This is a genomic window from Echinicola salinicaeni (assembly GCF_014280965.1).
In the GTDB taxonomy this organism is placed as follows: domain Bacteria; phylum Bacteroidota; class Bacteroidia; order Cytophagales; family Cyclobacteriaceae; genus Echinicola; species Echinicola salinicaeni.
On the sequence record NZ_JACODZ010000006.1, the window covers coordinates 137,746 to 158,607 of the forward strand.

16 protein-coding genes are annotated in these 20,862 nt (G+C 37.8%); 5 read left to right on the forward strand and 11 right to left on the reverse strand.

Features of this window, described 5'->3' with window-relative positions; all coding sequences use genetic code 11:
- Positions 1–15: 15 nt before the first annotated feature.
- The 3 genes from H7U17_RS12710 to H7U17_RS12720 form a co-directional block, all read right to left on the reverse strand.
- Complete coding sequence (locus H7U17_RS12710) at positions 16–3,558, reverse strand: SusC/RagA family TonB-linked outer membrane protein (RefSeq protein WP_186757115.1); 3,543 nt, start codon at positions 3,556–3,558, stop codon at positions 16–18.
- A 209-nt stretch (positions 3,559–3,767) separates the two neighbouring features.
- Positions 3,768–4,871, reverse strand: coding sequence for a FecR family protein (locus tag H7U17_RS12715; RefSeq protein ID WP_186757116.1), 1,104 nt, complete (start codon positions 4,869–4,871; stop codon positions 3,768–3,770).
- Between the two features lie 256 nt (positions 4,872–5,127).
- A complete protein-coding gene (locus H7U17_RS12720) occupies positions 5,128–5,739 on the reverse strand; it encodes an RNA polymerase sigma factor (RefSeq protein ID WP_186757117.1) in 612 nt (203 codons plus the stop codon).
- A 425-nt stretch (positions 5,740–6,164) separates the two neighbouring features.
- Between H7U17_RS12720 and H7U17_RS12725 the strand changes: the two genes are divergently transcribed.
- Positions 6,165–6,314, forward strand: coding sequence for a hypothetical protein (locus tag H7U17_RS12725; protein ID WP_186757118.1), 150 nt, complete (start codon positions 6,165–6,167; stop codon positions 6,312–6,314).
- 81 nt (positions 6,315–6,395) lie between these two features.
- Here the strand turns inward: H7U17_RS12725 and H7U17_RS12730 are convergent, their stop codons facing one another.
- The 5 genes from H7U17_RS12730 to H7U17_RS12750 form a co-directional block, all read right to left on the reverse strand.
- Positions 6,396–7,223, reverse strand: coding sequence for a TPM domain-containing protein (locus H7U17_RS12730; RefSeq protein WP_186757119.1), 828 nt, complete (start codon positions 7,221–7,223; stop codon positions 6,396–6,398).
- Complete coding sequence (locus H7U17_RS12735; RefSeq protein WP_186757120.1) at positions 7,204–7,638, reverse strand: TPM domain-containing protein; 435 nt, start codon at positions 7,636–7,638, stop codon at positions 7,204–7,206. Before H7U17_RS12735 ends, H7U17_RS12730 begins: the two co-directional genes overlap by 20 nt.
- A 54-nt stretch (positions 7,639–7,692) precedes the next feature.
- On the reverse strand, positions 7,693–8,283 hold the full coding sequence (locus H7U17_RS12740; RefSeq protein WP_186757121.1) for a LemA family protein: 591 nt from the start codon (positions 8,281–8,283) through the stop codon (positions 7,693–7,695).
- An 82-nt stretch (positions 8,284–8,365) separates the two neighbouring features.
- Positions 8,366–11,650: an ATP-binding protein gene (locus tag H7U17_RS12745; RefSeq protein WP_186757122.1), complete on the reverse strand. Its 3,285-nt coding sequence runs from the start codon at positions 11,648–11,650 to the stop codon at positions 8,366–8,368.
- 117 nt (positions 11,651–11,767) lie between these two features.
- The gene (locus H7U17_RS12750) at positions 11,768–13,015 is read right to left on the reverse strand and encodes a retropepsin-like aspartic protease (protein WP_186757123.1); all 1,248 of its coding nucleotides are present in this window, start codon (positions 13,013–13,015) and stop codon (positions 11,768–11,770) included.
- Between the two features lie 223 nt (positions 13,016–13,238).
- Here H7U17_RS12750 and H7U17_RS12755 point away from each other — a divergent pair, with 223 nt between their 5' ends.
- Positions 13,239–13,709, forward strand: a complete 471-nt coding sequence (locus H7U17_RS12755; RefSeq protein WP_186757124.1) for a Fur family transcriptional regulator — start codon at positions 13,239–13,241, stop codon at positions 13,707–13,709.
- A 416-nt stretch (positions 13,710–14,125) separates the two neighbouring features.
- Here H7U17_RS12755 and H7U17_RS12760 read toward each other — a convergent pair whose 3' ends face one another.
- On the reverse strand, positions 14,126–15,904 hold the full coding sequence (locus tag H7U17_RS12760; protein WP_186757125.1) for a chloride channel protein: 1,779 nt from the start codon (positions 15,902–15,904) through the stop codon (positions 14,126–14,128).
- Positions 15,905–16,034: 130 nt separating this feature from the next.
- Positions 16,035–16,835 (reverse strand): nucleoside triphosphate pyrophosphohydrolase, encoded by an 801-nt coding sequence (gene mazG, locus H7U17_RS12765; protein ID WP_186757126.1) that lies wholly within the window; start codon positions 16,833–16,835, stop codon positions 16,035–16,037.
- 74 nt (positions 16,836–16,909) lie between these two features.
- Between mazG and H7U17_RS12770 the strand changes: the two genes are divergently transcribed.
- The 3 genes from H7U17_RS12770 to H7U17_RS12780 all read left to right on the forward strand — a co-directional run bounded on the left by H7U17_RS12770 (position 16,910) and on the right by H7U17_RS12780 (position 19,781).
- Positions 16,910–17,140, forward strand: coding sequence for a hypothetical protein (locus tag H7U17_RS12770; RefSeq protein WP_186757127.1), 231 nt, complete (start codon positions 16,910–16,912; stop codon positions 17,138–17,140).
- A gap of 80 nt (positions 17,141–17,220) precedes the next feature.
- The gene (glmM, locus tag H7U17_RS12775; RefSeq protein WP_186757128.1) at positions 17,221–18,612 is read left to right on the forward strand and encodes a phosphoglucosamine mutase; all 1,392 of its coding nucleotides are present in this window, start codon (positions 17,221–17,223) and stop codon (positions 18,610–18,612) included.
- Positions 18,613–18,635: 23 nt separating this feature from the next.
- Entirely contained in the window at positions 18,636–19,781 is a 1,146-nt protein-coding gene (locus H7U17_RS12780) for a cysteine desulfurase family protein (protein ID WP_186757129.1), read from the forward strand.
- Positions 19,782–19,860: 79 nt separating this feature from the next.
- Here H7U17_RS12780 and H7U17_RS12785 read toward each other — a convergent pair whose 3' ends face one another.
- Positions 19,861–20,814, reverse strand: coding sequence for a pyridoxal-phosphate dependent enzyme (locus H7U17_RS12785; RefSeq protein ID WP_186757130.1), 954 nt, complete (start codon positions 20,812–20,814; stop codon positions 19,861–19,863).
- Positions 20,815–20,862: the final 48 nt, after the last annotated feature.

The following is a 20,862-nucleotide window of genomic DNA, read 5'->3' on the forward strand; positions in this document are numbered from 1 at the left end:
CTATTTGCTTTTTGATTAATAAGAAACCTGTAATCCAAATGAAACAATCCTGTCTGCACCATAGGTTTTACCTGCTCCCCAACTACTGCTTACCGCCACAGGATCTATCCCTACCGGTAGACTACTAAAAGTAAACAGGTTTTCTCCAGAAACATACACCCTAAAATTGCTCAACTTTAACCTATCCAAAACACCGCTCGGCAACGTATAACCTACCTGTACATTTTGGATTCTTACATAAGCTCCATTTTGCAAATACCTGGAGTTCACAATACGGTTTTTATTATTCTGCGCATTATTGATATATGGTCTAGGGAAATAGGCATCCAAATTATAATTAGCTTCCCCTTCATATAAACCAGTATATTTATCCCCTACCTGATCTCGGAAATAATCTAGATGTTCAGGGAATAAAGAGGATTGGTTACCTGTCCTGAAACCCCAAAATATATTTTGGGCGCTATTAAACCATAAATCTCTCTTCCCGACACCTCGTATTATCATGGAAAGATCAAATCCTTTATATGCAGCTCCAAGGTTTAAACCAAATTGATAGTGTGGCGTGGTATTACCAATAATGCTTAGATCACCATGATCCTCCAAGGTGTTTGCCCCCGGACTTACCTCACCATCACCATTTGTATCCAAATACTTGACATCTCCGGTATTCCAGGCCAGACCTCCAACCAATGGTGTCAAATCTTTCTCAGCAGTATAGGAATCCACATCTTCCTGTGTTCTGTAGAGATCATGCGCAGTATAGCCCCAAATCTCACCTTGTTCTCTTCCTTCATACCAATCACTCAATACCCCATTCGGATTGAGGTAATCAGTAATCACTGCCTTACTATCATAAATATTAAAACCTACATTATAGCTTAAGCCATTTGAAAGTGTTTGATTCCAGGAGATGGTACTCTCCCAACCCCGTGACTGCAAAGTAGCATTATTTGAAGCAGGCAATCCTGCTCCCAATACTCCTGGCACTGGGGATACTGGGCCAATCATATCAAAAGTAGTTCGCTCAAACCAATCAAATGTAAGCTTCAATTTTTTGTCAAAGAAGGACATATCCGTACCGATATCAATCGTCCTAGCAGTTTCCCAAGTTAAGTCTGGACTTATCAAAGCAGGTGTACCTGCAAAGCCAATAGGCCTGCTACCTCCTTGATCAAAAATCCAGTTTACTGCACTTCCTGAAAGTGGTATCAATAATAAATCTTGATAAGGGGCTGTATTCTGGTTTCCTAACTCTCCCCAAGAACCTCGGATTTTAAAAGTATTTACCGCATTACTAATAGGTTCCCAAAATACTTCTTTATCTATATTCCAACCCAATGAGAAGGAAGGGAAGAACCCCCATCGCTTTCCTTTACGGAATCTAGAACTACCATCATAGCGGGCATTGGCTTCCAATAGATACTTTTCTCTATAATTATAATTAAATCGACCAAAATAACCTTGGGTACTGATAGTCTGTAAACCCTCACTCATTTGGATCTCCCCATCTGCCGTATTTAATGAAGGGACATCCTGTACCAATAAGTTTGTTCTAAAACCTGTTAAGTTGCGATTTTTGAAACGCTCAAACTGGGTACCTCCCATCACTTTGAAGTTATTGTCCTCTCCAACCTTAAAGTCATAAGAAGAGTAAATATTGGTGGTCCAATAATTATTGCTGTAATGAGTAGATCGAATATTACTGGGCAAGGTATTTCCACTTGGAGTGACCGTTCCGTCCACCAAATGATCATAAACAGTAAGTTCTTTACTTTGATAGAATTGGTCCACATTTCTCATAGCAAAGTCAGCATGAATGGTCCATCCTTCTACAGGTCTGAAATCAGTAGCAAAATTATGCCAGTTCTCTACGGTCTCAGTGACATCGGTACCTGCATCATTGACCCATGGGATTTTTGACTGGATCATTACATTTCCAAAACCATCATACATTGCATTAGTAGGCATGGTCCTAGCGATTTGATGAAAAATCAAATCATAAGAGCCCTGACGGTCCATATTTGGAATCTCCCTTACCTGCTTGGAAAATCTAGGCTGATAAGTAAAATCCCAATTATCAGTTATAGAAGTGGTGATTTTACCCATGATATTATATCGGTTAAAGGTATCCGTACCATAATTCAGAACACCCTCCTGGCCAAACAAACCTGCCGAGAAATAATAGGAAGTTTTTTCTGAACCTCCTGAAATACTTACATCGTGCTTTTGGATAAAACCTTTACCATAGTACTCGTCAAACCAGTCCCTATTGGCATTACCAAATTGATTAAAACCCCACTGGTTCGTGTTATTAAGATTAGGAGTAGTTTCAAAATAGGTTGCATCTGCTGGAAAATTTGGACGACTCCTTAGAAAATCATAATCACCTTCCTGAAAGGCGATAATATTATCCACTATTTCATTTCTAAAGAATCTTCCTCCTGCACCAGGTACAGCAGTACCCGCCTCATTGATTACACGGGCATGGGTATAAGAATTAAGCATGCTAGGTAAATTTTGTGGTGTTGCCACAGAAACACTACCCGAGTAAGACGCTTTTAGTTTTCCTCTACCCGATTTTGTCGTGATAACGATTACCCCATATGGTGCCCTCGAACCATAAATAGCTGAAGCTGCAGCATCCTTTAAAACGGAAATAGACTCTATATCATTTGGGTTAAGCCGATTCATATCCCCAGGAATACCATCAATAATAATATAAGGTTCTCCTCCACCATTTATAGATCCCATACCTCTGATTTGGATTCCCATACTTGCTCCTGGCTGGAACCCAAAATTGCCTACATTAAACGTTAGGCCCGGAGAAGTTCCTTGTAGTAATTGTGATACAGTCGGAGAAGGACGACTCTCTATAAGCTCTCCATCAACAACATCCACCGCACCTGTAAGATTGGTCACTTTTTGAGTTCCATAACCAACGACCACGACTTCTTGCAAAGCTTGGGCATCTTCCTCCATGGTTATATTAATTACAGCACTATTCCCCACTTGAATCACCTGAGACTTGTACCCAATAAAAGAATAAACTAGCTCTACCCCCTCTGAAACAGTAATACTATATTTACCATCCAAATCAGTCACGGTACCTTTTGTGGTTCCCTGAACAGTGATGGTTACACCTGGCAATGGTTCTCCATTTGGGTCCAATACTGTACCTGTTACAGTAATATCTGCTATAACTACAGGTTGTATACTTCTTGAAACATTGGCCGATTTCTTGACATGGATATTCTGATTGACCTGCTTAAACTCCAATTGAGTTTGCAATGCAATATCTATTAAAAGATCATATAAGCTTCTATTTCCCTGATTAATGGAAATGGCCCCAATTCCTTTTAATTCTCTATTAGTATAGACAAAATTGAATCCCGAAACTTCTTCTATTTTATCAAAAGCTTCTAACAATGATGTCTCACTAAATCCAACTTTGACTTGTACGTTTTCGATACTCTTAACCTGTGATTTACTGTCATTTGCCCACAGGAAACTCATCGAAAATGCCTGAATCACAAAAGCATATATAAAGAGCTTTGTCATGTAGGTTATGTGAATAAGTATCCTTTTGTTCATATATTTGTAATGTTAATTGAATTGATTGATAATCTGTTTGATTTAACATCATCTGGATGCGGGTTTGGCGATTTGCAATCCAGATACCACTTGCAATCCGAGACTGTTAGCGCAGTTTCGGATTCTTCATTTCTTTTTGAGTGTTTTGTTGTCAAGTTTTATTTCATAGGCTTTCTTTATTGCTTGAATTTTATTTTCACATCACTATCATTGATCTCGTAATCAAAACGTGCTGTATAACTAAGTCCCTCCAATATATTGCTTAAGGTTTCATTGGTATAAGTACCTGATACCCACAAATCAGTTTTATTAATCTGCGATAAGCTAATTTTAACACCATACCAATTTTCCAAGGTTCTTACCATTTCATTAATAGGAGTCTTATCAAAAATTATTTTCTTATTCAACCAAGCAGTCGTAATTTCTTTGTTATATCTAAAGAGTTCCATTTTGTCCTTTTCAGGATTCAGCTTTACCCCATCACCCTTCTTCAAATAAACTTTCTTATTAAGTACATTGTCCATTACAGCAACTTTACCGGTCAATAAGGCCACTTCCCTTTCCTCACCTTCATAGGATCTGATATTAAATGATGTACCCAGAGCTGTTGTTGACGTATTCCCCGTATGGACTATAAATGGCCTGGCAGCATCCTTGGCCACTTCAAAATAAGCTTCACCCTCAAGAAAAACCTCACGGGTTTCAGCAGTAAAATCCTTCATATACCTGACCCTACTTCCGGAGTTAAGTTTTATAACTGATCCATCTGATAATCTTAATGATGATTTTACACCTGGAGGAGTACTGAATTCAGTAAAAGAAATTACAGGGGCTATTGCTTCTTCGTTTTGGGAAAAGAGCAAATTGGCCATAACACTCAAACCAAAGCAAATGGCCAATATAGCTGCAACCCTTTTCCACTGTGATTTGAAATTTGGCCTGTAAAGTTCATTATATTGGGAAATTACACTGGCTGAATTAAGATAAATCACCTTTGGCTCGTGCGTCGAATCCTGATCTTCTTCATCTATCTTACCATCAATACCTTCCCACATCTCCTGTATTTCAGATTTTGTAATACTAGTGTTCTTCTGTGCCAACTTGAGTACAAGCTCTCTCGCAACAACAATGTCCTTGACTTTCGCGGGATGTTTTGCAATACGAGAATCCCACTGCTCATTTAAGGAACTCGTTGGCTTTAAAACCCAGCTTCTGAACCGGGCATCCAAAACAAAATCTTCAACTGAAAAATTAGAAATATCCATAATTAACGTATTCATTTATATAAGTCGGCAATAGCTAAAAGTTATCCCTCCAAAAAGAAAAAAATTAAATTTATTTTATAAATACCTAAAAAACAGAAAATTACAACTCTCAAAAAATCGTACTTCATAAATAATGTCTACTCGAGAACTTGCAATTCCCTGCTATAGAAAAAGCATAATCTGGTTGCCTAAATCCAAAGAATAAACGAATCAATCATTAGCAGAATAGGCTGAAACAATAATTAGCGTTAGAAATATATTAATAGGACTATTAAAAAACACTGTAAAAAATAACTATTAAGAAGGATATCAAGCTTCTCTTTAGACTCGATATTGCTTTCCATGCAAGCGTATATACCGACCTTAAATTAATTCCCATTAATTCAGAAATTTCTTCATAGGTCAAATTTTCAAAAAATAACAGATGCACTACTTCCCGCTGCCTACTGGGAAGGGAACTCAAGCTGCTGAATAATTTCTTTTGAATACTCGACTTTTGCTGTTCATCGATAATCTGTTTTTCAAATGATTCAGACTGAAAACGAAATTCAAAACTGTCAATAGCATTGGAATGATATAATTTAGATTCCTTAGCTATCTCCTTTTGAATTCTATTACTCAGGGACTTAAAAAGATATTGCTTAACATTCACTCCTTCTCTCAGATTGCCCCTATACTTCCAAAGACTAACAAAAACTTCTTGGACACAATCCTTTACAAAACTTTTATTGTTATGGATTGCCATCCCATATTTATACATATCCTCCACATAGAAGGCATAAATTGATTTTAACCCCGATTTTTCTCCATGCCTCAAATCATTCCACCAATTATTGACGGAATCATAATTAAACGAATTTATTTTTATACTGGAAGAAGACATTTAGAGCAAAACGAAAAATTTAGTAGAAATTTGTTAAAATAACTGATTCAATCTAATAAAATTTATTTAATGATTTAAATGATTCAACAAAATTTTACTTATTCATTTTTATAAAAAATTTTCCCTAATCATTTACGCCTTATCGAATTTTCAAAAAGTTATTCTTTTAGACTAAATAAGTCTCCAAATCTTTATTTAAATAATTTATTCAAAAATCTCGTATTTTATTTATTGATGTATAATAGCAGCTCCGATATAAGTTGCTGTTAATAGTTTAATATCCTTCACAAAACACAAATAAGTTTTTTCTGTGTTAAGCTGACTGACGTCAGCTAGACCTGTAGCATCAATCCGATTGATTTTAATTAATGTAAATCCAAAAAAGAAGCTTAAACCTCACTTTATTATAATTCGTAAATTCATATATGAAAAAGAAGAAAAGTAAAAAGGAAAATCCCAGTCCTAAGGAACAAGAATGGGACTATAGTGAAGGTTTTGGAGGAATTCCAGAGGAGGTTGACTTAACAAAAAACATAGGATGTGGCACTAGCAAGAAACTAAAAAAAGAGTCGTGACTTATTTCAGCAAGAAATATAAAAAACAGGTTGTCTCAAATAAATATTGGGCAACCTGTTTTTATAAAACTCATAGTTTCATTACCAACTTCCTCCAGCTCCCCCGCCACCGAAGCTGCCTCCACCGAAGCCACCAAATCCTCCACCTCCGCTAAAGCTGCCCCCGCCTCCTGAGAAGTCTCCAAATCCTCCGCCGCTGCGACGACCTCCTCCTAGCAGATTCATCAACATCAACGAGGTGAAAAGATCGACGCCGCCACCGCGGCCTCCCATATGGTTATCATTATCATTTCTGTTTTTCAATAATGGAAGAATCACAAACACCACAATAAAGAAAAGCACAAAGAAAATGGCCCCTCCATGATTTCCTTTTTTCTCAATATCTTCAGCATCATACTCTCCGCTGGCCAACTTAAAAATCATCGAAGTAGCCTGATCCAATCCATCATAATAAGCTTCTCTTTTAAACGCCGGCACGATTAAGTTATCCACAATTCTCCTTGCCAATGCATCAGGAACAGCTCCTTCCATCCCATAACCAGTCGCTATGAACACTTTTCTATCCTTCATGGCTGCCAAAATCAATAGACCATTGTCCTTTCCTTTTTGTCCAATCCCCCACTTTTCCGCCAGTTGGAAAGAATAATCGCTAATATCGTATTGACCTACTGAGCCTAACAGCACCACTGCTACCTGTGTAGATGTACTGTCATTATAGGCTACCAGCTTACGCTCCAATGAAGCTTGCTCTGTACTGGAAAGGGTATTGGTAAAATCATTTACAAGCTTGGGCGGATTGGGTCTTTCAGGAAAATCCCCTTGGGCCATCAACAGGTTAATAAAAAGAAAAAATAAAAGGGTAAATAAAGGTAATCTCTTGGCAAGCATATTATCCAAAGGAAATTTCATCGGAGAGTTCGTTTTCGTCTGTATCGGGATCATAAGGAAAATGTTTTTTTAAGGCCTTACCGGACATTTCTATGCCAGTAACCAAGCCTTCAGTATATTTTCCCTGTTTAAAATATTGGAGCATTTCAGTTTTAATCCCTTCCCAAAAATCATCTGGAACTAATGCATTAATCCCTCCATCTCCAAGAATGGCAAATTTATGATCTTCAACAGCTAGATAAAACAATACTCCGTTTCGAAGTTTAGTTTTGTGCATCTTGAGCATAGCAAAAACGTCTGCCGCCCTGTCCAACACATCTTCTTTACAATGACTTTCAAGGTGCACTTGAATTTCTCCACTTGTTTCCACCTCTGCAGCTTTGATAGCTGCAATGATTTGCTCTTTTTGTGCTTTTGTAAATAACTTTTCGGCCATGGCCTTATATTTTGGCTGTCCGGAAATAATTCCGGACAGCTGAATGAATCAATTTTAGAATTCTACACTCGGTGCATTTTCTGCTCCTTCGGACGCTTCGAAATAGCCTTTTTTATCAAAACCATACCAACCGGCAAATATATTGTTCGGGAAAGTTCTAAGATTGGAATTATATGATTGTACAGACTGGTTGAAATTCCTTCTAGCTACTGCTATCCTATTCTCAGTACCTTCCAACTGCGCTTGCAAATCCAAAAAGTTCTGATTGGCTTTTAGGTCTGGATACCTTTCCACAGCCACTAATAATCTGCTCAAACTTCCACTTAACTGATCCTGGGCCTGCTGAAACTGTGCAATTTTTTCTGGTGTTAATTCATCTGCATTGATGTTTACAGAAGTAGCTTTTGCTCTGGCTTCAATAACACCTTGCAAAGTTTCCTTTTCAAAATCTGCATAGCCCTTTACCGTATTAACCAAATTTGGAATCAGGTCAGATCTTCTCTGATATTGTGTCTCCACCTCGGCCCATTTGCCATTGATGTTTTCTTCCGTTTGCACAAATTGGTTGTAAGTTCCTACAGCTTTTGTGTAGACAAAAATACCTACCACTGCAATGATAAGAATTGGAATTATCGCTTTTTTCATAGTTTGTGTTAATCTGTTACACGAATTTAGATATAATCACGCAAAAGATCGGCTAGGGTTTGGTAAAATTCCATAATGACCTCTAAGAGGTCTCTGTAACATCGACTTGTTTATCTGAAAGGATCAAGTTTTTCAGCATTACTTTAAAACAGGTTCCTTCACCCAATTCACTTTCGATAAATATCTCTCCTTCCAGAGATCTTATTTGCTCTCTCACTAAATATAGACCTAAGCCTTTACCCTCAATGTGAGAATGAAAGCGCTGGTATAATCCAAAAATTCTGTCTTTATATTTCTCTAGATCTATCCCGATTCCATTGTCTCTAAAAGTCAGTACAAAGTGGTCATTTAGCATGAAAGATTCAATCCAAATTTCCGGGCTGCGATCCGGGTGACTGTATTTTATGGAATTGGTCATAAAATTCATCAAAATGTTTTCTATATGACTGTGGATATAATTGACCTTTTCAGCCCTGAAGTCTTTGTGGATCTTCACCTTTGCCTCTTTTAATTGCTTGAATATGCTCTTTTCTAGATTGCTCATCAGATCATTCAAGTAGATTTCTTCCACCTTCAAAATCTTTTGCTTCCTAAAAGATACGACCTCAATTAAGTCAGTCAATGTAGAATTTAGAATGGATACTGTTAATTTCAAATTATCAATGACCTCAACATTCTCTGGGCTATTTGGCTCCTCTTCATCATATAGATCCAAAAGCGAGGTAATGTTTACAATTGGTGCTCTAAGGTTATGGGAAACGATATAAGCAAACCGCTGCAATTCATCATTATGGTTGGACAAATCTTTAATTAATCGTTCTCGCTCTATCTCTGATTTCTTCGCTTGGGTTATATTTTGTGTGACCAGTAAAACTCTAAAAACCTCACCATCTTCATTTTTTAGAGGAACACCTGTTTTCTTATAAATTTGATCACTGAGGTTAACTTCATATATCACCGTTTGCCCCATCAATACTTTATCCAATTGGCGCTTAGCGTAAGCAGCTGTTTGCTCATCATACTTCTCCAAATGATAGGAGCCAATTAAATTTTGTGGATCTATTTTCAGCTTTTTGTATTCATTTCCCTCTGTATAAATATATCTTAACTCCCTGTCCAAGACATCTACGGTACCTTTAGGAAAGTTTTCCGCCACACTTTGATAAAGCTGTTTCGATTCTAATAACTTTTGTTCATTCTTGATTCTTTGAAGATCAGCACCTATTCTATCTCCTAAAATGGTGAGTATATTTTTTATACCCAGTCGATTGCTTAGCGCCTTGGTATCCATGATCAAAAGGATCCCTATCTTTTTACCATTCTTATCGTGAATTCCCGTTGAACAATATGACTGGATATTCATATCTTGAAGCATTGTATCACAAGGAAATATATCACCAACATGATCATCATAGATGGTTATTTTATCTTCACCAAAAAGGGAACTTTCACATGGGGTATTTTCTAATGAATACCTGATATTGGGCACTAATTTGCCATTCTCTGCCATAGCCAAAGACTGGACAGCATTAACTTCAGGGAGATATTCCCCTATAATGCTATAAGACATATCCAGCTTCTTAGTGATAAGTTTAACGGTTTCATTAAAAAATTCCTTGTCACTATATCTAGCAGAGATTTCAGCCACATCATTCATGATCAGCTGGGTATATTCCTTTTGGCTCAGATCCTCAAAAAAAGCTTGGTAACCTTGTTCATACTCCATTTTCTCAACAGTAAGCCTAATAAAAAAATGGCTATTATTCATTGATGATAAATAAGGCCCTTCATAATGGCCCTTCCCTATCTTAAAAGCTTCAAAAAAAGCTTGATCTATATCTCCATTTGTGGCAAAATTCCTAATATTATTCCCGATGATTATACTGGCATCGTCTATATTTAGCTTTCTCAGCAATGTTTTATTTACACTTCTAATCACCCCATTTTTGTCAAAATTCATAATGGCCAAGGGGCTATTGTCATATATGGATTGAAACTGTTCGAGGTGCTTTTTATTCCTGATCTCCACCTCACGATGGTAGGTAATATCCATCAAATAGCCCACGCGGACTTTATTTTTTTCAGAGCTGTTAAATTTGCTTGATGTGGAGAATATTGATTTAATCTGTCCTTCCAGACTTATCACCCTAAAGTATTGCTCAACATTGTCTTGACTAATGTATGTTGCTATATTTTGTTCTACTACACTTGGCAAATCTTCCGGATGAATGAAATCCATAAGGGCTTTCCGTCCCTTCATTAGGTGAGCAGGACTGATTCCAAGTAATTCATTAGCCACCCCATTGGCAAAAATTATTTTCTGACTACCATCATGATTTTGTTCAAAAAGGTAAACCATACAGGGTATTTGACCAGGAATATGATGATCATCATCTAGGGCAATACCACTACTCAACTCATCGATATCAGAAATATCTTCAATGATCCTAACAGTGATTCTTTTTGAAGTACGTCGATCTTCAAATATTCTAGCGGTTTCCTGAACATATATAAAGTCTTTTTCAGAGTGCTTTAACCTGTAATATGAAAAGACAGGTGCTTTAATATCTTCTTGACGTTCATCTTTTAAAAACAGCTTTTCGTAATCTTCGGGAAAGATATAGTCTCCCCAATCTTCTTCGCTTGAAATATTTATTACTTCATTTGATTGACCTAGCAGAGAGGAGAAACTTCCGTATGCCCTAAATTCATTGTTTTCTTCCCGTTGCTCCAAAAACACAGCAGAAGGCCTTTCTTTTATTGTCAGGTCCAGAGAGACTGCATCTTTGTCTATAGAAATGTATTCGGCATGAAAAAGTTGGATAAGACTGTATTGATTACTAGCAGGACAAATCTGCTCCTTATTGATGGTGATTTGAGTATAGTCTAATAAATTTTTATAATCATCCTCCAAAAATTGATATAACTCTTTCTCATTCATTTCAGGAGTCAGCACTTGGAGGTGACGAACAAGTTCTTTTACACTATTTATTGTGCCATTAAAATCAGCAGTAGGAATGATTAATTTAGCCTCTCGGTCATAAATCCAGGCATCCTCTCCATTGAAATTATTATCCGGAGAAATCATGATGTTCAATAACTCTGAATCTTCATGACTTATGAGATTACCTTGGATGATCACTTTTTCAAAACTTCCATCCCCTACAAGTAAATAGGTATCAATAGTTTTATGTTGATGTATTTGCTGATAAATAAATTCAAGTGCATTGTGTGGTAAGGCGGGGAATATTTTGTTGATTTCCTGTTCAGTTACCTCTGGTTTATCTTTGATAAACCCTTCACTTAAAAAAGCTATTTGGAAATTGTTAGCCTTAAACCTAACAGCGGTCAATAAGCATGGTGCCATAGGTGATCTGTTGTGTGGAATATAATATGTATTAAAAAAGGTATTTTAAATTTAGTTTATTTCGCTTGAAATTATAGAAAAATAGTGGATAATCTTCAAAGGATATGATTAGCTTACCTAGAGTTGTTTCTTGAGGATAAAGGATTTTTTTAGCTCCACCAAACTGTTCCTGATATTTCTGATGATGGTAAAATGTATTTCCTTGCCCTCTTCTGAACGTAGTAGATCGTTGATTTCAGCTAACTCCCAATATTCAACAGGTAATAAATTAATGGCAATAATTTCATCTCCGGCCTTAATCCCAGCTCTTGAAGCTGGCGTATTTTCACGTACACTGCTAACATAATACCGTCCGTTTTCCGCACTCGTCATCCGGACTTTCAGCCCACTCATATCATAATTATAAGGAGCATGAAAACCTGATCCTTTTTTATAGTACATCTGCTCTCTAGGATAATCAATGATAATCTGCATTCGAGATAGCAATTCAGATCCCAAACTCCCCAACCTACCCGACTCTATAATAATGGATGAAAATTCAGTTTCGTCAGGATAAGAAGTAACCACTTTTTTGAATTTCAATTTTCCTATGGAATACTTTTCTACCCGTCCAGCGTATCCATAAAGATCGCCACCCAAAGACCGTCCAAGATCCGTTTCAATATTCTTTGGAGGAAGCACAATTTCTTCTGAAGTTTCCCTATTAAGTAAAAGGCCATGATTGGCCCCTGTATCAATAAGAAAATTTCCATTCAAATCGGGCCCTTCAATTTGATTTACAGTACCGGCTACATAGGGTTTATAATTATCAAATTCCAAATCAATCTTTCTGTAGCCAAAAGGTTTCCTCTTCATCCTATCTGCCCTGTAAAACGTCAGATAATTGACATCATAGTTAATCTTAACCGGATTGTATTTAAAAAATTCATAACCCAAAATACCATGTATAGGAACTCCTATCACTTTCTCCAATTCCAAAAAGTCTTCTGTAAGGACCAGAATTGCCTGGATTGTCCCCTCTACTGGACCTAGATCTATGGTATTATTGGGAGAAACAAGGGCCGTGAGGACAGTTTTTCCATCAGCCCCCATAAGATTAAGCGTTCTGGTATAGTATAATCCTAATTCGTCACCCAAGCTTTTACTAAAAAGAATATTAGACTTCACCCCAGTGTCTATCAAGAAATTCATCTCTTCTCCACCATTGATAGATACTGGCAGAATAATTAAGTTATTATGATTCTGAAAAGGAATGAGGGTCTTCTTTTTATCCTCCTTCATATAAAAACCCGGCACCTGAGCCCAACTTTCCAGTGAGAAAAATAATAAGATGGATATGGGAATCAAAAACTTCCTTAGGCTCATACAAAACCAATTTAATATTATCTACCTAAAATAAAAAAATATTTAAAAGTCTCCGCCGCAGACGATGTGGCCAATATTAATGAAGTTTTAGATATAACCAATTTTGTCCTCCTTATGCTAATTTAGATTGAAAGCAAATAAGGCTAGATCGCTTGGAGATATAATGCTTAGTTTGATAAAATCTAAAAAATCCTGCATCTTTATTTTTTAGTAAATTGATGTTATGGCAGAAAAGTCTATCTTAGAAAAAGCAAAAAAAATATTTGAAAATTTTTTATTGAGACAAGGAAGCAGAAAAACGCCTGAACGCTTTTCTGTTATCGATGAATTATATGCATTACCTCAAGACGAACATATTGACGTTGAGGGACTTTTTTTACTGATGAGAAACAAAGGCTATTCTATTAGTCGGGCTACGATCTACAACACTTTGGACCTTTTGGTGGAATGTGGCTTGGCAGTAAAACACCAGTTTAAAGACAAGGTGGCGCTTTATGAGCAAGCCCTCACCTACAAGCATCATGACCACCATGTGTGCAACCAATGTAGAAAAATCAGGGAGTTTTCTGATGAACGAATCAATGCTATAAAAGAGGCAATGGGCAAGGAATTTTCTTCAGCCATTACCAGCCATTCATTGGTGCTGTATGGAGATTGTCAAATTCCAGATTGTAAAAACCTCAAGTTAGTTTAAATTCCATTTCTCCGAATCAACGTATTAAATATCAATAACCAACACCTACTGGTACTAATCACCAGACATCATTTTATATACAGAAAAATGTATTGGATATTTCCACTTGTATTTTATTCTGAATTATCTAAATTAAACACCCAAAGACACTAGCAAAAACCCCTAATCTGAAAGAATTTACATGCATTAAAAGCCACCAGAATAGCACCTAATTTCTCAATGATTTTTTATCCACAATTATCCACACTTATCCACACCACCTCTAAAGCTATTATTAATCATCTGTAAATCAGTATTTTATATAAAATTTAAAAATATCAATTTGTGGATAAACAACTGTAAATGAAATTATTACGTTTTCCCAATCTGGGATAACCCGTGGATAACCTGAGAACAGAATATTATTTTATGACTATTTACTCTTGCTGCTGACGAATGAGCCTAGTACGGTACGCATTGAATATCCTAGACTTACTTATAAAACCTAGATACCTACCATTATCTACCACAGGCAGGTTCCATGCACCTGACTTTTCGAATTTACCCATTACTTCACGCATGCCTTCAGCGGGCTGAATACTATCAGGTGGACTATGCATGATTTGTCTGATTTGCACAGCTTCCTGTTTTTCCTTGTCAAACATTATATCCCTGATATCATCCAGTGTAATGATCCCATTTAGCTGTCCCTCACCATCGACGACAGGAAAAATATTCCGCTTGGAAAGCTTCACTAAGCCACAAAGATCCTTGAGACTGGCATCAGGATGAATAGGAAGTAAATCTTTTTCCATAATCCTACGGATATCAATCAGATCTAGTACTTGCTCATCTTTGGTTTCAGGGATATGCTTTCCTTGCTCTATTAATTGACTTCTATAAAGCGAATTCTTATTAAAATAACTTGCAGTGGCCATGGAGATAGCTGATACCAACATTAATGGCACAAATAACTCATAACCACCTGTGACTTCGGCAATAAGGAATATCGCCGACAAAGGCGCATGCTGCACCCCACTCATCACCCCGCACATGGCTACCAAGGTAAAATGAGCTACAGGAAGCGGAATGTAGCCACCAAAAAAATTACTTGAATAAGCAAAGAGAAACCCAGTGATTCCACCCACATATAATGAAGGAGCAAAAATCCCTCCGCTACCACCACTACCTATGGTCAATGCCGCCGCTATTGGTTTCGAGATAATGATCAATAATAGGTATACCAGGATGAAATAATTATTATCTATTTCAGAGAAGAAAGGACTTCTATCAAGTAGGTTTGAAGGATCTCCAGAAATCAATGAATTTAAGGTATTATAACCCTCACCATATATCGGAGGAAAGAAAAATATCAACAGCCCCAAAACTCCTCCACCATAGAGAATTTTCAACCATGGATTCTTAAAGTTCTCCAACATACTCTCAGTCTTTAAAACTGAGCGATTAAAATAAACGGAAACAATCCCAGTAATGATACCTAAGGCCAGATAAAACGGCGTATGCGCGGCAATAAATTCATCTGTAATATTAAAAGAGAAAATCACATCATTGCCGATCAATACCATGGTAGTCAGTGAACCCATCACCGAAGCAATCAAGAGAGGGATGAAGGCACCTACATTAACCTCCAGTAAAATAACTTCTATGGCAAATATCACCCCGCCGATAGGAGAACCAAAGATGGCAGATATACCACCTGCAGCCCCGCAACCAATAAGTATATTCCTCTTTTTGGCATTGAGGTGCATCAGGTTACCAGAATTAGAACCAATGGCCGATCCTGTAACCACGATCGGGGCCTCAAGTCCCACAGACCCTCCAAGCCCAACAGTAAGACAAGACGTAACCACACGACTGTACATTTTCACCCGTGGAATCAGACTGTTTTTCTTCGAGATATTATACAGGATATCAGGAATACCATGGCCTCCATAATCTTTTACGATATACTTGCCCACTATATAAGTCAAGAAAATCCCTATCATCGGGTAGAGGATGAAAAAGAAATTGGCATATTCAATTTGAAGCGTTTCGAATAACCAATGCTGTATAAAGTGAACAGACTCTTTAAGAATTACCGCTGCCAGACCTGTTAAAATACCAATTACACCACTAAGAATAAGAACAAAATTCTTGGTGCTGATGTGTTTGAGCCTCCAGATTAGAAACCGGGTAATTATATCTGTTTTTGCCAAAACGGAAGATTCTTGTTAATCAATGGTAAAATGCAAACTAAGGGTTATTTGGCTTGTTTTCCGATAATTAGATCAAAAGTAAAAATTAATTGCTTCTCAAAAATTATATCACCCAATAAAATTATATTTTTTATTGGTTTTTAGCCTCGTTCCAGAATTTATCCATTTCAGAAAGACTCATATCCTGCAATTTCTTCCCAGAATCGCTTGCGGATTTTTCAAGGTACTGAAATCGGTGTATGAACTTTTTGTTGGTTTTCTCAAGTGCTTCTTCTGGATTGATATCAATAAATCTGGCATAATTGATCAGTGAGAATAAAAGGTCTCCAAATTCACCAGTTGCTTTATCCTTATCGATCGTCTTGTTTTCTGCTGCATTGAATTCAGCCTTGAATTCCTGCATTTCTTCCTCCACTTTATCCCAAACTTGGCCTTTCTCTTCCCAATCAAAACCAACACCTCTGGCCTTTTCTTGGATTCTCATGGACTTGATAAGCGCAGGCAAAGACCGAGGCACTCCACCAAGCACACTTTTATTCCCTTTTTCTTTCAGCTTGATCTTTTCCCAATTTTGCTTGACTGCCTCCTCGTCTTGAACTTCTGTATCTCCATATATATGAGGATGTCTTCTGATAAGTTTTTCACAGAGACTATTGATTACTGTGCTTATGTCAAAAGCTTTTTTCTCGGAACCTATTTTAGCATAAAAAACAATATGCAATAGAATATCACCAAGCTCTTTCTTGATTTCTTCAAGGTCATTGTCCAAAATGGCATCCGAAAGCTCAAAGGTCTCTTCGATCGTCAGGTGCCTTAAGCTATCAATCGTCTGTTTCCGATCCCAAGGACACTGTTCCCTGAGTTCATCCATAATAGTAAGCAGCCGGTCAAAGGCTTCCAGTTGTTTTTGGCGAGAGGAAATTTCAGACATGAGAAAAGGGGAAACTAATCTTATTATGTGGACGTTTTCAAAGTATTACGTAAATTTGTGCAAATTAATTGGATATGACAACTGTATATTTGACTTTAGGTTTCTTGGCCCTATTCTTCATCTTAATGTCAGTAAGACTGATATTTTTGAAAAATGGACAGTTTAAGGGAACTTGTGCTTCTCAGAACCCCTATTTAAATAAGGAAGGAGAAACTTGTAGCTATTGTGGCAAAAAAGTAGACGATGAATCACAATGCGGCAACCCAGATTCCGAAGTCAATAAAGTAATGGCGAAATTCAAATAATCAACTATTAATAACCCTTCCTATTTTCTATTTTAGAAATTGGGATTTTTTCTTTAACCTATCAAATAAACACGCAATCAGTGACTTTAATTAAATCTATTTCCGGTATTCGAGGAACTATCGGAGGAAAAGCCGGGGAAGCCCTGACCCCTTTGGATGTGGTAAAATTCACTTCTGCTTATGGTGCTTGGATTTTAGAAAAAACCAATAATCCTAAAGTCGTAATAGGAAGAGACGCCAGGATATCAGGAGATATGATATCCAAATTGGTTACCGCCACACTTCAAGGATTGGGAATTCATGTTATTGATCTTGGGTTGAGCACCACGCCAACTGTAGAATTTGCAGTCCCACTGGAAAAAGCCGGCGGAGGAATTATCCTTACAGCGAGCCACAACCCCGTTCAATGGAATGCCTTAAAGCTGCTCAATGACAAAGGAGAATTCATTTCCGATCAGGACGGTAAAGAAGTACTGGAAAAGGCCGAAAAAGAAGATTTCAAATTTGCAGAAGTTAAAAAGCTCGGAGCCTACACTCCTGTAGATGATTATCTAGATAGACATATCGAACATGTACTCAACCTTGATCTAGTAGATAAGGAGGCTATTGCAGCCAGAAAATTCAAAGTAGTAATTGACTGTGTCAATTCAACAGGCGGTTTGGCTTTGCCTAAGTTATTGACAGCATTGGGAGTAGAACATGTAGAAGAAATGTATTGTGAACCTAATGGTTACTTCCCCCACAATCCTGAGCCATTGCCCGAAAACTTAAGAGACATCTCAGGGAAATTGCATAATGGCAAGTTTGACCTTGGAATTGTAGTGGATCCAGATGTGGACAGATTGGCTTTCTTGACTGAGGATGGCACGCCATTCGGAGAAGAATACACCTTAGTAGCTGTTTCTGATTATGTATTATCCCAAACTCCCGGAAATACTGTTTCCAACTTAAGCTCTACTAGAGCTTTACGGGATGTGACTGAAAAGCACCAAGGAGTGTATAATGCGGCAGCTGTTGGTGAGGTCAATGTCGTGAACAAAATGAAGGAAACCAATGCTATTATAGGCGGCGAAGGCAACGGCGGCGTAATATACCCCGCTTCCCATTATGGTCGCGACGCTTTGGTAGGGATAGGTTTGTTCTTAACGCATTTAGCTAAATTTGGAAAGACAGCCAGTAGACTAAGAGCAACTTACCCAAATTATTATATTTCAAAGAACAAAATTGAGCTTACTCCTGAAATTGATGTTGATTCGATTCTGGATGAGATCACCAGAAAATACAGTAAGCATCCGATCAATGAAATTGATGGAGTAAAAATAGAATTTGATAAAGAATGGGTTCATTTGCGTAAATCCAATACCGAACCCATTATCAGGATTTATTCTGAATCAGAAAGTCAGGCAACTGCCGAACATTTGGCCAATAAACTGATCCTCGATATCAAAGAGGTCATTTCATTGGCCAAGTAATCAACCCAAGTATACAAAAGAGAATGAAAGTTTATTTTGACAATGCAGCTACTACTGCCCTTGATGAAAGGGTGCTGGAAGCCATGCTCCCCTATATGACTGGGAATTATGGAAATCCATCATCCGTTCACTCACATGGCAGAGAAGTACGGACAGCAATTGAAAGGTCTCGGAAAAAGGTTGCTGAATTGCTTAATGTTAGCCCAGGAGAAATTTTCTTCACCTCAGGAGGAACTGAAGCAGATAATACTGCTTTGGTCTGTGCCATCGAAAGTTTTGGCATAAAGGAAGTTTTGACTTCTCCTATTGAGCACCACGCCGTGCTTCACACGCTAGAAATGTGTGAAAAAGCAGGGAAGATTAAGCTCAGCTATGTTGAAATCAATGATAAGGGTGAAATCGACATGAACCATGTCACCGAATGGATAAAATCCCACCCGAACTCCATGGTTTCCATCATGCATGCCAATAATGAGATCGGCAATATCAATGATATAGCGACCATCGGGGAAATATGCAAAGCATATGAAGTGTTTTTCCATTCAGACACCGTGCAGACAATGGGGCATTATACTCATGATCTAAAGAACTTGTCGATAGATGCCCTTGTGGCTGGAGGCCATAAATTCCATGGACCCAAAGGATCAGGATTTTTATATCTGAATAAGAAAAAGAAAATTCGTCCGTTTATATATGGAGGAGCACAGGAGCGAAATATGCGTGGTGGCACTGAAAACGTATATGGCATAGTGGGGATTGCCAAAGCGCTTGAATTGGCCTATGAAGAAATGGCTGCACATCAAAAGCATATTGAGCAGGTAAAAACTAGGTTTATAGGGCGCTTAAAGGAGGATATTCCTGGAGTGGAGTTCAATGGTCTTTCTGCCAATATGGAAAAAAGCCTTTATACCGTTATAAATGTCAGTCTTCCTCCTTCAGAGCAAAATAGCGGCATGTTGTTGTTTAATTTGGACCTTAGCGGCATATCTGCTTCGGGAGGTTCAGCCTGCAGCAGCGGAGCTACCGTAGGATCACACGTATTGAAGGCTTTGAATGCCAGCCCAGAAAGAGACGCTGTTAGGTTCTCCTTTAGCCGCTTCAATACCATAGAAGAAGTCGATTATACAGTAGATAGATTAAAAGAACTATATGGTGTAACAGCCAAATAGACTGAAAAAGTGAAGCAGTTTAAAACCGGTCTTATGGCCGGTTTTTTTATTGTCTATTTTTGGACCTGAAATTAAAAAACTAAAATGGCAACTTACTGACATCCACATTTCCTCCAGAAATAATAATGCCTACTTTTTTATCTTTAAAGACCTCCTTATTGGCCAATACTACTGCAAGAGCAACTGCACTACTTGGTTCGATAACAAGTTTCATTCTCTCAAAAACCAGTCGCATTGCAGCAATAATTTCTTCATCAGTAACGGTAAAAATATCTTTGACATATTTGGAGATCAAAATAAAATTACGTTCACCCAAAGATGTCAAAAGACCATCTGCTATGGTTTTAGGATTTTCCATGGGAATGATATGCTTTGCCTTAAAACTTCTCTGGGCATCATCAGCCCCTTTTGGCTCTGCTCCATAAACTAGCGTCTTTGGAGAAAGAAAGTGAGTAGTCAAGGCAGTACCTGCGAGTAAACCTCCTCCACCTACCGGAGCAACAATTGCATCAAATGGAATTCCTTCATCCCACATTTCCAATGCACAAGTAGCCTGTCCCTCGATTACATCCATATAATCATAAGGAGGGATAAAAGCAGCACCAGTTTCTTTGACAACCTTTTCCAAGGCCTCTTCCCTCGCTTTCAAGTTGGGCTCACATTCAATAATTTCCCCTCCATAACTTTTCACAGCAGCCTTTTTGATCTCAGGGGCATTGGAAGGCATAACAATAAAAGCTTTTGTACCCGTTTCACTTGCTGCCCGGGATAGTGCTGCAGCATGGTTCCCACTGCTATGGGTAGCTACACCATTCTCTCGTAATTCTGGGGGGAGTTTAAGGATGGCATTGGTAGCTCCACGCGCCTTAAATGCGCCCACCTTTTGCAGGTTCTCGCATTTAAAAAACAACTGACATTCCGCTATTTCATCAATAGCATTGCAGGTCATTATTGGCGTATGATGAATATAGGCCATGATCCTTTGATAGGCCTGTTTGAGATCAATAAGTTGTGGAAACCTGAATTGTTGCATGTATTATAAAGTTAACATTTTGCAAGCAAAATTTGTATCTTTCTGCAA